Raw genomic sequence first — 13995 nt, 5'->3', positions numbered from 1 at the left:
CGCCTGGACACCGGCAAGCGATCCGCCGCCGGCCCAACGGCCGGTGGCAAGACGCGTCCGTCATTATCGCACCAGCCGGATCGCGCCGGGGTTGTTGATCGTGGTGTTGGCCAGCACCGCCTTGCAATCCAGCTTGAAGCTGCTGTTGCCGATCATGGTGATTTCCTGGGCGACGATGCGCACGCATTCACCGCCGGTCGATCCGTTGCCGGCATACTGGATCTCGCGCGACGCCGGCATGTAGATGATGCCGGCGAGCGATGAGGCGCTGTTGCCGTTGATGGTGGCGCTGGCCGTGTTGTTGCGCCCGGCGACGATCGAGAAGCCGGCCCAGTCGCCGGTCGTCGGCGCGCTGACCTGGAAGGTCGCCCCGCCGTGAATGTCGAGCTGGGCGCCGTTCAAGAGGAAGAAGGTTACCCCTTCGGCGCTCACCACCGACTGGCTGGTGAACTTCAGGCTACCGCCGTCGATGATGTAGTTGCCGGGCCTCAGAAGAACCTTGCCCTTGATTTCGAGATCGCCATAGGTGCCAGGCTTCAGCTCGACGCGGTAGGTGTCGGGCGCGTTGTTCGGCGTCTTGCCGGTGCCGTTGCAGTCGCCGTTGCCGCCACCGCCGCCGACGAAATTCTGCCCGCAGCCGGCAAGGCTCACCCAGCCTGCCGTGGTCGGCATCTTCTTCGACCGGAAGGGGTCGGCAATTGGCGTCACCTCCTCTACCGCCTTGCCGCAGGCAAGCTGCAGGTTGGCGAGCGTCGCGGACACCTTGCCGGCGGCGTAGAGACACTCGGCCTTGAGCGTGGCCGAGCCGCTGAGGTAGATCGACTGCGCGTCGGTCGAGTTCGACGTGATCGTACAGCCGGATGTGTCGACGCTCGCCCCGCCGCTGACCTCGAAGGCCCGGCTCGCCGTCGGGTGCAGCGCCAGAATGCAGGCCTCTCTCCCGGGCATGCGCGCGGCAACACTTTCCCGGTCGATCGTATAGGGCTGCAGCCCGAAGAAGAGCGGATTGTATTTCAACGCGTAGGCCGCGGTCGCCGTGGTCTCGACGCCGGCGGCGCCGAAGGCGATCTGCACCGGCGTGGCCGCCACCGCCACACCGCTCTCCGGGCCGAGCTGATCGACGATCTCCGGCTGGCCGAAATTCGCAAAGAAGACGTTGTTGGCGAGATCCCTGGCACTGGCCTCGGTCTCGCCCTCGCCGTAGGATTTGACCGCCGAGAAGGCAGCGGCATCGAGCGCCGTCTGCATCTTCGCGGCCTCGAGATTGATCCGCGCCAGGTTGATGGCGATCGACGCGGCACTCAACAACGGCACCGCTATCAGCGCGGTCAGAACGGTAAAGTTGCCGCGCTCGTCCGCAAAGATACGGGCGGCTCTCTTCCTCAAATTGTAGCGCATCTCTGATCGTTGCCCCCTCAGCAGACGGCGACGCGCCGCTCGGGTCAATCCGGAGCGATCGACGTCGTCCTTCCCATGCGCCGATTAAAGACGCGGCCCGCAAGCCGCACCCCCTGCCCCATCCAACGCAACTTGCTAATTTAGCGATAAATAGTGGAGGATGTGCTTCAGAATTCGTTAAAACTCTGCCGATCCCGTTCGCGCGCCACGATGCGCCGGAAACCAAGAGAATGCCCGCCCGATAAAGGCATGTTCAAAATCTGAAGCCAGAGCATGTCGCGCAAAAGCGCGCAGCGGTCTTGGGATAACGACATGCGAAAAATCAAAAGCGCAGAGAGCGATGCTGAAAGATCGCGATGCGCTTCAGGGGGCACAAGCCAAGGATGGGATCATGGCCGGATCCGCAATTGGAAGCGCATCCCCGGCCCCGAAAGCCAGGGTGCGTCGTGCTCCGGCATAGTCGCCGGCTACTGTACGGTAACGTCGGGCAGGACGTCGAAGTTGAGCCTCTGTCCGGGAGGGGTGCCGGTGGCACCGTCCGGTACGGTCTGGGGGGTCGGTCCCGTCTGCGGGATCGGCTGGCCCTGTCCGGCGCTGCGCGCTGCCTCTGCCGCCCGACGCGCGGCTTCCGCCTGTCGCTCCGCTTCGGCCTTGCGTTCGGCCTCTGCTCGCGCATCTGCTTCCGCCTTGAGGCGGGCGGCCTCGGCAGCGCCGGCTGCGCGCCGGCGTTCCTCGGCAACGGCGCGTTTGCGCTCCAGTTCTCTTGCCTCCGCCCGCGCCTTGTAAAGCGCAAGTTCGCGGCGCAGACGCTGCTTCTCCAGCACGTTCGCCTGCAGGATCTCGACCCGCCGGCGCTCGCGCTCGAAGGCGCGAAGCGACAGGAAGTTCGCGAGATCGGCAACGTTGAGATCGACGCCCGGTGCTTCCAGCAGGCCGGCATAGCCGATGCGCACACGCGGCTCGGCACCGGCAAGCGCCTCGTCACCCGGCCGGAAAGTCAGATCGATGCCGGCGTCGATCCGGCCCGCCGCAAGGTCCAGCGAAGCTTCGCCGGTCATCGCGGCATTGCCGTCGCCAGCCGTCACGTTCTGCGCCCGGAGCACCCCGCCGGCGATGCTGAAGGGTGCCTTGACGACGCCGACCAGCGATTGACCCGAGAAGATCGTCGCCTCCGCCGCACTCCTGATCGCGTCCGCCGAGATCTGCGTCTTCAGCGCATCGGCTGCCGCGATCAGCTGCGGCAGAGCTGCGCTGTTGATGCCGGCGAGCGTCATGCCGTTGAAGGTTGTGGTACCCGAACCGCTTGCCGAATGCGCCATCGCCTCGGGCGTCGCACCCGATGCCTCAAGTGCTACCGAAAGATCGAAAGTCCCGGTCGCGACCGGCGTGCCCGCATGAGCCCAGCCCGCCTGGGCAAGGTCGCCGCCCTTGACGTCCAGGCGCGAGCGCAGGAAGCCCGAGCCATTGGCATTGCCGATCTGCACCCGCCCGGCGAGCTTGCCGCCCAGCCAGTCGCCGGCCGCATCGGTCAGCGCAATCTCGTCGCCCTTCCATTCCATCTTGCCGGCAAAGCTCGTGACTGCGCCATAGACGCCCGGCCAGAATTTCTGCGCCTGCACGTCCAGTGCCACGTTGAGCCCGGTCCAGGCAGGCTGCGCCAGAGCCCCCTTTGAGAAGGCCCCGTTCGTATCCTCGATCGGTCCGAGGACGCCCTCGCCGAGCCAGGCGAGATCGAGCGTGTCGAGCGTCAGCTGGCCGCTGGCCGCCCCCGGGGTCTTGCGGTCGATCGTCAGATTGCCGGTAAAGCCGTTGTGGTCGGCCTTGCCCTCGACAGTGGTCAGCGCAATTGTTTCGGGCGTCGTCGCGATATCGGCAGAGACGGTCAGCGGCAGGCCGCTGCCCATCTGCGGCAAGGCCACGCCCTGGAGCAGAAGATAGGGCTCCAGGTCCTGGGTCTGCAGCGTCACCTTCGCCTGACCTTCGAGGAAATGATCGCGGGAAAGATCGACGCTGCCCTTGGCGGCGAGCGACGTCTTCTCGGTCGTAAAGGTCACCGTGCCGTTCGCCGTCGGTCCGTCGGTGCTTTGCAGCTTGACGGAGAGAATGCCGTTGGCATCCGCATCGAAGGGCAAGGGATCGAAACCCGTCTGGCCGAGCAGGAGCCGCGTCTCGGGATTTTCGAGCGTCGCTTCCAAAAGCATGGCCTTGCCGGTCAGTGCCTGCGCCATGTCGGGCGCCTGGTAGCTGGCGGCGATCTTGGTACCGTTCGCGGTCCCGAAGATGCCGAAGGTCGCGGGCGCGTTGCCTTCCTTGTTGCCGGCCGTCAGCGTCACGTCGAAGGCCGTGTCGCTGTAATAGGGACCGGCCTTGATCAACTGCCGGAGCGCTGGATGATTGACCGCGTGGCGGCCGATCATTTCCAGGAACGGCGTCAGGTTCTTGGCGGCAAGCTTCATCTTGGCCGAGACGACGGGCTTTTCGAGGTCGCCGCTGGCCCGGCCGGAAAAGGCGAGCTGTGCGCCGGCGAGCGAGCCGATCGCCACGCGTTCGGCCTGGAGCTGGCCGTTCTTCAGCGTCAGCACCGCCTGCACGTCCTGCGCTTGCTCGCCGAAGGCGGAAAACTCGTCAGCCGAAAGATCGGCGGCAATCGCATGCTGCAGCAAGGTATCGGTGGAAGCGTCGCCCGCCACGAGCCCGGTCAGCGCCTGCAAGGCTTCGAAGTCGATGCGGTTACCCTTCAGCTGCAGCGAGAGGTTCGGTTGCTGGTCGGCGAAGGACTGTCGCTCCAGCCGCCCCTTGAGGCTCGCCTCGTCGGCCGCCACTTCGAGGTTCTCGAACTGCTGCAATGTATCGGTGAGGTTCACCTTGGCGGAAAAGCCGGCGGTCCTCAGCTTGCGGATCGCCGGATCGACCGAGCCCGCCAGCCAGTTGGCAAGGCCGGAAGGCTGGTTGGAGGCCAGCAGAAGGTCGCCGCGGAAGGTGCGCTGTCCCTTGAGGTTCAGCCGCCCCTTGGCTTCGAGCTGCGTGCGCCCCGGCAGCAGCGCCACGACATTGTCGATCACCCAGCCGGCGCCATCGGGCTGTACGTCGATCCGCACGTCGCGGACCGTCGTATCGCCGACGACGATCGCCGGCAGCTTCAGGCTGGCGCGGCCGGGCACCTGCGGGATGGGAATTTCGGCGGCGATCGCCAGCATGGCTTCGAGCCGCTGGCGCATCGAGATCGCCGGATCGCGGCCGGTCTTGTTGTTGCGGCTCGGGCCGATGCGGCTGACGTCGATCTGCTGGCCGTCGGCGATCAGCAGGAACTTCTGGTCCTTGCCGGTATCGAGCGTTGCCTCGCCGGTGACCACATAGGGATCATCCGACGGGCCGATTTCGAAGCGATATTCCGGGACGCGGATGCTCTCGTTGGTCAGCTGGAAGTTGCCGTTGATGCGCAGCGGCGCCCGCCCATCCGCATCCTTCGTCTCGGCCTGCGGGCGGTTCTCCGTCAGCGTGAAGCGGCCGCTATAGACCGGCCTGAAATCGACGATGCGCAGCGAACCGTCGGTCTCGACGCCGAAGGGACGCTTGTCGGGCGTTACCCGCGCCTTCAGGCTGAGCGTACCCGCCTCGTCCACTTCGTTGCTGGTAAAGGAGAAACTGCCGGCTTCGCCATCGAGCGCGGCGCGCCCCTCAACCTTCCAGGGCCCGGCGAGCGTGCGGGCCGAAATGTCTGCGGCAAGTCCGCTCACGCGGCGGGTGCGGCCGGTCTGCTCGTCGACGAATTCGACCTGGCCATTGGTGATCTCGACGTTTTCAAGCACGACGGTCTTGGCCGGGATCGAGGCCCGGCGGCCCCTCGCCCAGTCGAGCGTACCGTCGGGCAACAGGCGCACCTTGGCCCGCGGACGATCGAGCTTCATGTCGAAGATCAATGCCTCGCCGCTCAGGAACGGCGCAAGCTCGGCGCTCATCGAGAACTGCGCCACCTGGATCAGCGGCTCGCCGTCCTCGGCGGCGCCGACGCGCACGTCGTTGAGCGTCACGGTTGGGAACGGGATCAGCCGCGCATCGACGCTGCCATGCACGACGACGGGCTTGCCCATGATGCGGCTTGCCTCGCGCTCGAACTCCTTGCGGAAACCCGTCCAGTCGATGAACCACGGGGCGATCAGCGCCGCAAAGAGCGCAACGACCACAAGTCCGCCGACGGCAAGAAGAATTCGCGAAAGCACCGTGCCTATATTCCCATTCCGTTCATCGGCGCATCCGCGCCGCAAATCGATTTAAGCGCCAGAAACCGGCGCCCGGCTGCGGCGCCGCTGATGGCGCCGTAGCATCCTTGATTTGCCGCATAATTCCCTAGGGGTCGATTCCGACTTTGAGAATTATGCAGTATCACACTTTGTCGCCGGCGCATTGTCCCAAAAAACGGCCCGTCGCGCGTCTCACCTCAAGCGAAAATCTTGCCCGGGTTGAAGATATTGTCCGGATCAAGCGAGCGCTTGATCTGGCGCATCAGATCGAGCGCGTCGCCGAGTTCGGCCTCAAGGAACGGCATCTTGCCCTGGCCGATGCCGTGCTCGCCGGTGCAGGTGCCGTCCATGGCGAGCGCCCGCGCGTTCAGCCGCTCGACAAAGGCCTCGGCGCGCACAACGTCAGCCGGATCCTTGTCGTCAAACAGCAAGCCGACATGAAAGTTTCCGTCGCCGGCATGGCCGACGATCGGCGCCGTCAGCCCGTGGGCGGCGCTATCTTCCTGCGTTGCCGCCACGCATCCCGCCAGCCGCGAGATCGGAACGCAGACATCGGTCGACAGGATCGCCGCGCCCGGGATCAGGCTTTTTTGCGCCCAATAGGCATTGTGCCGCGCCTTCCAGAGCCGCGCCCGCTCGTCCGGATTGGTGGTCCAGAGGAAGTCGCTGGCGCCGAACTCCGAAGCGATCTCGCCAAACTGGCGCGCCTGTAATTCGACGCTCTCGGGGCTGCCGTGGAATTCGACGAAGAGTGTCGGCGTCTCCTGATAGGAAAGGCCGGAATAGCCGTTGCAGGCCTTCATCTGCAGCGCATCGAGCAGTTCGATGCGTGCGACCGGAATGCCCGACTGGATGGTGAGGATCACCGCATTGCAGGCGTCCTCGATCGTCGGGAACGGGCAGACGCCGCCGGAAATGACCTCCGGAATACCCTGCAGCCTGAGCGTGATCGAGGTGATGATGCCGAGCGTGCCTTCGGCGCCGACGAAAAGCCGCGTCAGGTCGTAGCCGGCAGAGGACTTGCGCGCCCGATGCGCCGTGCGGATCTCGCGCCCGTCAGCGGTCACCACCGTCAGCGCCAGCACATTGTCTTTCATCGTGCCGTAGCGCACCGCATTGGTGCCCGACGCCCGCGTCGAGGCCATGCCGCCGATCGAGGCGTTGGCGCCGGGATCGATCGGGAAGAACAGGCCGGTGTCGCGCAGGTAGGTGTTGAGCTCCTCGCGGGTGATGCCCGGCTCGACGCGGCAGTCGAGGTCCTCGGCATTGACCTCGAGCACCTTGTTCATGCGCGAGAGATCCACCGAGATGCCGCCGTGGGGGGCGTTGATATGCCCTTCGAGCGAGGAGCCGGTGCCGAACGGGATCAGCGGCACCTTGTGTCGCGCGGCGATCTGGACGATCGCGCGCACGTCCCCGGCGCTTTCGGCAAATAGCACGCCGTCGGGAAGCTGTGCCGGAATATAGGTGGTGGTGTGGGCATGCTGGGCGCGGATCGCCTCGCCCGTCTGGAACCGGTCGCCGAAGCGGGCGGAAAGGTCCGCCTTCGCCGCCGCAATCCCCGCCTCGTTTCTCGCGCCAGCCCTGATCGCCTTCAATGCCACGGAAAACGCCCTTCCTCTTGCATTCGCCACGCTGCCTTTTCGATGTTCGGGAAGCGCAGTCATTTCAAGGCGCTACTGTGCAAATCGGAATCACTTTGTCCAGACGCTCGCGCACTTCCCGGTCACAGTAGCGCAGGAAAACGCCTGACGTGAGACCGGAGTGTCACAAGACTGTATGACAGCGTGGAAAACACCAACGCTGAAAAGCCGACACGATATGTCCCCGTTTGCCGAAATGTCATCTCCACACCGCGCCGCGCGGTGATCCGGTCGGGAAGTCCTTGCGTACAAAGGCCGAGCGGAAGGACGTGTGACGTGCTTGGAGAGATCGGCAGAAAGCGACTGATGATGCGGTTGCCGCACCTGAGAGGCAGCATCGCGTCGGCATCGTCAGATTGCATGATTGAGCTGTTCTGCAGTTATGAACTCGCGGTCAACATGCGGGACGCACTCGTGTTGGGCGGCGGCCGCCCGGATCTCGCTGACGAATACCGGCAGATCTGTCTCGAACTCGAAGAAGAGGTGGAGGTCGTGCTCTGCGCGACGGCGCTGGCCGTGCGGCGTGACGGCACATAGGGCGGGCGGGCCGGTAGACAGAGGGCCTTGCAGGCGGGCAAGCCGCGTCGCACCACATTTGCTGCTGGCAAAAGTCACGCCTCAGACCGACCGAACTCCGGTACTGCTACGTATGAGAGCGAAACGGCAGAAAACACCTGCCGTTTCGTGAGCCTTGGATTATGATGGAGGCGTGAAGGAAGGAGAGGCAAATGCTGGGTCTAACCGCTTTGCTCACCGCGTCGGTTTTCTTCGGCGCCGCCATCTACATCACCTGGGCAGAACAGCCCGCACGGCTGCATCTCGATGATCGCGCCGCACTCGTGCAGTGGGTGCCGTCCTATCGGCGCGGCTTCGAGATGCAGGCGACGCTCGCGCTCGTCTCGGGCCTGTTCGGCGCCGGTGCCTGGGGACAGACCGGCCATGTGCTGTGGGGGCTGGGGGCCGCGATCATCATCCTGAACTGGCCCTATACGCTGCTCTTCGTGATGCCGGTCAACCGCCAGCTGGAGGCAGTCCGGCCGGACGACGCCGGCCCGGAAAGCCGAGATCTCCTCGGTCTCTGGGGCAGGCTTCACGCCGGGCGCAGCGCGCTCGGCGGGCTGGCGGCAGCGATCTTTCTCGTTGCCGCCGGGCTCGAATAATAAGCCGTCGCGCGACGGCCGCTCCGGCTAGCGCACCTCCAGCGCTGCCGCCGCGTCCATTTCCTCGTGCAGCTTGCGCTCCTCGTCCGCATGCGGCTTGGTGAAGCGCGCGATCACCAGATAGGCGACCGGCGTCAGGTAGAGGGTGACGATCACCGCAAGACCAAGACCGCCGACGAGCACCCAGCCCAGCGCGATGCGCGCCTCGGCGCCCGCGCCGCTGGCAAGCACCAGCGGCACCGCGCCGACGATGGTGGCGATCATCGTCATCATGACAGGGCGCAGGCGGATGTTGGCGGCATTCTCAATCGCCGAGCGCACGTCCTGGCCGCGGTCGCGCAGCTGGTTGGCGAATTCGACGATCAGGATGCCGTTCTTCGCCATGATACCGACAAGCATCACGAGGCCGATCTGGCTGTAGATGTTCAGCGTGTTGCCGGTCATGATCATCGCAAAGACCGCGCAGGCAAGCCCCAGCGGCACCGTCGACATGATGATCAGGCCGCTGACGAAGCTTTCGAACTGGGCCGCCAGCACCAGGAAGATGATGACGAGCGCGAAGCCGAAGGTGACGAAGAGGCCGTTGGCGTTTTCGTTGAGCGTTGCGGCTTCGGCAAGCGGCATGATCCGTGAGCCCGGCGGCAGAAGCGGCTCTGCCATCTGCTCGACCATGGTCAGTGCCTCGCCGAGCGCCAGATCGGACTTGAGGCCGGCCGAAAGCGAAACGGCGCGAAGCTGCGATTCCCGCGACAGCTGCGGCGCCACCGCCATCTCCTCGACGCTGGCGATCGTCGACATCGGCACGATCTTGCCGTCACCGGCCTTGAGGAAAATGTTCTGCAGATCGGTCGGGTCGTTGACCGGGTTGGTCGAGGACAGAAGCTTCACCGGATAGGATTCGCCGTCGACATAGACGTCGACGACGCTGTTGCCGTCGAGCATGGCCTGCAGCGCCCAGGCAAGGCCGCCGATATCGACACCCATGTCGGAGGCGCGCTCGCGGTCGATGGTGATCGAAAGCTGCGCCTGGTTGGCCTCGTAGTTGAGGCGGACGTTTTCGAAGCGGCCGGTGTCTTCCATCTGGCGCACCAGCTTTGCCGCGGCATCACCGAGCTTGTTGTAGTCGTTGCCGACGAGCGCCACCTGCAGGCCGCTGCCGGCGCCGCGAATGCCGAGACTGTTCGGTTGCATGGCAAAGACGCGAACCGAGGGGATGCGCCCGGTCACCTTGTTGATGTCGGTGACGATCTCCTGCTGGGTGCGGTCACGCTTGTCCCAGGGAGCGAGCGTCAGCACCATGAAGCCGCTGTTGACCGAACCGCCCTGCCCGGAGATCGAGAAGATGTTGTCGATCTCGCCGGATTTCACCAACGGCTGCAAACCGTCCTCGATGCGGCGCATCTGGGCCTGGGCGTATTCGAGCGAAACGCCCTGCGGCGCGTTGATGCGCATCATGATCTGCGAGCGGTCTTCCGTCGGCGTCAGCTCCGATTTCAGCGTCAGGAAGCCGGCAGCCCCCATGGCGGTGAAGAAGCCCGCGACGACGAAGACGATCAGCGGCGAGTTGAGGCAGGCGCGCAGCGTCACCCGGTAGAACCCGGCCGCCCGCGCACCGAACCGCGCCATCGGCCCCGGCACCGTATGCGTATCCTTCGTCAGCATGCGCGAGGCGAGCATCGGGCAAAGCGTCAGCGACACGAAGGAGGACAGGAGGATCGCGAAGGCAAGCACGAAGCCGAACTCGCGGAAGAGACCGCCGGTCTGGCCCGGAAGGAACGAGAGCGGCACAAAGACGGCGGCAAGCGTCGCGGTCGTCGCCAGCACCGCGAAGAACACTTCGAGCGTGCCGTGAACGGCCGCCGCGCGTGGTCCAAGCCCCTCGGCGCGCCTTCGCACGATGTTTTCGAGCACCACGATGGCGTCGTCGACGACAAGCCCGGTCGCAAGCACGATCGCGAGCAGCGTCAGGATGTTGATCGAGAAGCCCGCGAGATAGATCGCCGCCACCGTGCCGATCAGCGCGATCGGCATCGAGATCGTCGGGATCAGCGTCGCCCGCCAGTCGAGCAGGAACATGTAGATGACCAGCGTCACAATGAAGACCGCGACGATCAGCGCGATTTCCACCTCGTGGATAGCGCCGTTGATGAAGACGGCGTCATCGCTGGTAATGCGGAGCTGCGTGCCCTCGGGCAGGATCTGCGTCTGGATCGTCTCGACGACCTTGCGCACGCCCTCGGAGATATCGACGGTGTTGGACTGCGCCTGGCGCACGATGCCAAGGCCGATGCCCTGGCGGCCGTTGGAGCGCAGCGCCGTCGTGCCGGTGTCGGGACCGAGCGTGACGGTCGCCACGTCGCGCAGGCGCACATTGTTGACGAGGATCAGGTTTTCGAACTGCTCCGGCGTCTGCAGGTCGGCCGTGGCGCGCACCGAAATGTCCTGGCTGGCGCTCGTCAGCTTGCCGGCCGGCACGTCGTAGGAGGCGTTGGCAAGCGCGGTCCTGAGGTTGGCGACCGTTACCCCGCGCCCGGCGAGCTTCGCCTGGTCGAGGTCGATGCGGAAGATCTTCTCCTGGTCGCCATAGACGGCAACGTCGGCCACGCCTTCAACGGCGGCGAGCCGGTCGCTGATCTCGTTTTCGACGAGCAGCGTCATGTCTTCCATCGACATCGTATCGGAGGTCAGCGCCAGCCGCATGATCGGCTGGCTGTCGGCATCGGCTTTCACGATGCTCGGCTCGTCGACATTGTCGGGAAGCTGGTTGCGCACCCGGCCGAGCGCGTCGCGAATGTCGTTGGAAGCCTGGCCGATATCGGTCGTGTCGGAGAACTGCAGCGTCACGCGGCTGCGGCCGAAGGACGAGGTCGAGGAAATGTCGCGGATGCCCTGCACGCGCGACACGGCCCCTTCGACCACCGAGGTCACCTCGCGGTCCATGGTCTCGGGTGCGGCGCCATCGAGCGTTGTCGTCACCGAGATGACCGGCTGGTCGACCTGCGGCAGCTCGCGGATCTCGATGCCGTTCCAGGCCGCAAGGCCGGCAACGACGATCAGCGTATTGACCACCAGCGCGAAGATCGGCCGGCGGATGAAGAGCGCGGTAAAGCCGGTCTTGCCGCGTTCGCGGGCCGACATCTGGCCGCCGGCGCTGCCTTGGCCGGCACCATGGCCGCTTGCCTGACTGTCGCCGCCGCTCACTTGATTTCCTCCGCAACCTTCTGCGGTTCCTGCTTGTTCTCACGGCCGGCGATGCGCACGGCGCCGCCGTCGCGCAGGCGCTGCACGCCTTCGGTGACGATCTCGTCGCCTTCCGACAGTGCGGCGTCCACCAGCACCTTGTCCGGGTTGCGCTGAATGATCTTCACCGGCACCTTCTCGCTCTTGTCGCTGGAGACGCGCCAGATATAGGAGCCTTCCGAACTCCACTGGATCGCCAGCGGATCGACCGTCGGATAAGTGTCGCCGTCAAAGGCCACGGTGACCGAGAAGGACATGCCCGCCCTCAGCTTGTCGTCGGGGTTTTCAAGCCGTGCGCGCACGCGCAGCGTCCGGCTCGCCTGATCGAGGCGGTTGTCGATCGCGTGGATCGCACCGTCGAGCTGGTTGCCCGGCTGGGCGATGGCGAAGGCGGTGACCGGCTGGCCGACGAAGATCTTGTTGGCGAAGCGCTCGGGCACCCAGAAATCGACGAGGATTTCCGAGCGGTCGTCGACGACGGCAATCGGCGTCGTGGTCGTGACGTAGTCGCCGACATTGACGGTGATGATGCCGACGACGCCCTTCGACGGCGCCACGATGTCGCGGCGCTTGAGATCGAGCTCGGCGGTCTTCAGCGCCAGTTCGGCGGTCTGCATGGCGATTTCGGCGTCACGCACGTCCACGGCTGTTACCGCGCGGGCGGTACTCAGGTTGCGGTAACGCTCGACCTTTTCGCGTGCGCTGTCACGTGTCAGCCTCGCCTGGTCGGCAGCAATCTTCTGGTCGTCGCTGTCGAGCTTGGCAATGACCTGACCCTGCGACACCTTTTCGCCGGAGCGCACGAGGATTTCGGTGAGGTTGCCGGTTGCCGTCGGCGTCACGGTGACGGAGTGGATCGCCTCGCCGTTGCCGATCGCGTTCAGCCGGTCGTTGACAACAGACGTGCCCGAAGGCCGGACCATGACGAGAATGGCGTTGTTGCCGCCCTGCCCGCGGCCATTGCCGCGTTCGCCGCCCTCGCCGCCACCGGCGCCGGGCTTGGACAAGGCATCAATCAGCGGATGCGAAACACCAATCGCCGCCAGCGTTTCACCAGCACCAGGCACAAAACGCACCCAGACGGCTGCGCCCACGAGAAGCACAGCGGCGCTCACCGCAAGCTGTTTCCAAACCCGCATTCAAGTCTCCGAATTAAACATAAAACACGCCCCAGCGCGGCGCGGCCGGCGGTTCGTTCCGATTGTGCGCGGAGTATCCCTGTTCGCGCGTGTCGGGGCAACGACAGAATACCATCATTACGCAATTGTAATAAAAGCGAATTTGTTGGCGGGATGATGACGCACGGGGGCTTCGCTCGACGCCTCGCAGCTTTGTCCAGAAATTCACTAGAGAATTACCGTTTACAGCCGCCGACACTGCGCTATCCTGCAACCGCCGGCAGCGTGTTTCGGCCGGCTTTGCGCCTGTCTTCAGGCCTCTTGGGGGAGAGAAGTCGATGTGCGATGCCTGTGTCATGGAAACGGTGAAAGAGCGCATGCTCTCGCGCCGCAGCTTCTTCAAAGCCGCCGCGGTCGGAACCGCGGGTCTTGCCGCCGCAAGCGTGGGCGCGGCCCCGCCGGCGCTGGCGCAGGGGCATTCAAGCGTCACCGACCTGACCCACGAGTTGCACGAAGATTTCCCGACCTTCTTCGGCCAGCAGCAGTTCTTCCGCGAGGAGAAGTTCAACTACGCAAAAGACAAGTTCAACATGTTCGAGCTCCGGGTGAACGAACACACCGGCACCCATGTCGACGCGCCCCTGCACTTCTCCGCCGATGGCCTCTCGGTCGCCGAACTGCCCGTCGACAAGCTGGTGGTGCCGCTGGTGATTGTCGATATCAGAAAGAAGGCTGAGGCCGATGCCGATGCACAGGTGACGCCCGAAGACCTCAAGGCCTGGGTCGCCGCCAATGGCGAGATCCCGGAAAACGCCTGCGTCGCCATGCTGTCGGGCTGGGGCGCGCATCTGGGCACGGACAAGTTCCGCAATGCCGATGGCGGCGGCAAGCTGCATTTCCCCGGCTTCCACGTCGAGGCGGCCAAATATCTGATCGAGGAAAGCAAGGCGGCTGGTATCGCCGTCGATACGCTGTCGCTCGACCATGGCCCCTCGCCCGATTTCGCCACGCATTATGCCTGGCTGCCGGAGAGTCGCTGGGGGCTGGAGGCAGCAGCCAATCTCGACAAGCTGCCGGTCAAGGGCGCAACCCTCATCCTCGGCGCACCGAAGCACCGCGGCGGCACCGGCGGCCCGGCCCGCGTCTTCGCGCTAGCCTAGGCCCCCGGCCTATTGAGCACAGCCAGGTTTTGGCT

8 protein-coding genes are annotated in these 13995 nt (G+C 65.1%); 3 read left to right on the top strand and 5 right to left on the bottom strand.

Features of this window, described 5'->3' with window-relative positions; genetic code table 11:
• Positions 1-63 precede the first annotated feature (63 nt).
• The 3 genes from OVA00_RS26010 to OVA00_RS26000 all read right to left on the bottom strand — a co-directional run bounded on the left by OVA00_RS26010 (position 64) and on the right by OVA00_RS26000 (position 7243).
• The gene (locus OVA00_RS26010; protein ID WP_060515958.1) at positions 64-1398 is read right to left on the bottom strand and encodes a TadE/TadG family type IV pilus assembly protein; all 1335 of its coding nucleotides are present in this window, start codon (positions 1396-1398) and stop codon (positions 64-66) included.
• Positions 1399-1865: 467 nt separating this feature from the next.
• Positions 1866-5582: an AsmA family protein gene (locus OVA00_RS26005; protein ID WP_060605749.1), complete on the bottom strand. Its 3717-nt coding sequence runs from the start codon at positions 5580-5582 to the stop codon at positions 1866-1868.
• A gap of 254 nt (positions 5583-5836) precedes the next feature.
• Positions 5837-7243: an FAD-binding oxidoreductase gene (locus tag OVA00_RS26000; protein WP_268090371.1), complete on the bottom strand. Its 1407-nt coding sequence runs from the start codon at positions 7241-7243 to the stop codon at positions 5837-5839.
• A gap of 315 nt (positions 7244-7558) precedes the next feature.
• Here OVA00_RS26000 and OVA00_RS25995 point away from each other — a divergent pair, with 315 nt between their 5' ends.
• Positions 7559-7819, top strand: coding sequence for a hypothetical protein (locus OVA00_RS25995; protein WP_060515956.1), 261 nt, complete (start codon positions 7559-7561; stop codon positions 7817-7819).
• Between the two features lie 191 nt (positions 7820-8010).
• A complete protein-coding gene (locus OVA00_RS25990; protein ID WP_034792578.1) occupies positions 8011-8442 on the top strand; it encodes a DUF1772 domain-containing protein in 432 nt (143 codons plus the stop codon).
• A gap of 27 nt (positions 8443-8469) precedes the next feature.
• On the opposite strand, the gene OVA00_RS25985 is transcribed toward OVA00_RS25990, so the two are convergent.
• Together OVA00_RS25985 and OVA00_RS25980 are read right to left on the bottom strand one after the other, a co-directional pair.
• On the bottom strand, positions 8470-11580 hold the full coding sequence (locus tag OVA00_RS25985; RefSeq protein ID WP_060516170.1) for an efflux RND transporter permease subunit: 3111 nt from the start codon (positions 11578-11580) through the stop codon (positions 8470-8472).
• A 59-nt stretch (positions 11581-11639) separates the two neighbouring features.
• The gene (locus OVA00_RS25980; protein WP_268089859.1) at positions 11640-12821 is read right to left on the bottom strand and encodes an efflux RND transporter periplasmic adaptor subunit; all 1182 of its coding nucleotides are present in this window, start codon (positions 12819-12821) and stop codon (positions 11640-11642) included.
• Positions 12822-13138: 317 nt separating this feature from the next.
• Between OVA00_RS25980 and OVA00_RS25975 the strand changes: the two genes are divergently transcribed.
• Positions 13139-13960 carry a cyclase family protein gene (locus tag OVA00_RS25975; protein ID WP_268089857.1) on the top strand — a complete coding sequence of 274 codons (822 nt, stop codon included), beginning with the start codon at positions 13139-13141 and terminating at the stop codon, positions 13958-13960.
• The last annotated feature ends 35 nt before the right edge of the window (positions 13961-13995 follow it).

It is taken from the genome of Ensifer sp. SL37, assembly GCF_026672675.1.
In the GTDB taxonomy this organism is placed as follows: domain Bacteria; phylum Pseudomonadota; class Alphaproteobacteria; order Rhizobiales; family Rhizobiaceae; genus Ensifer; species Ensifer adhaerens.
The sequence above is the reverse complement of the archived record's forward strand: the minus strand, read 5'-3'. Positions and strand labels throughout refer to the sequence as shown.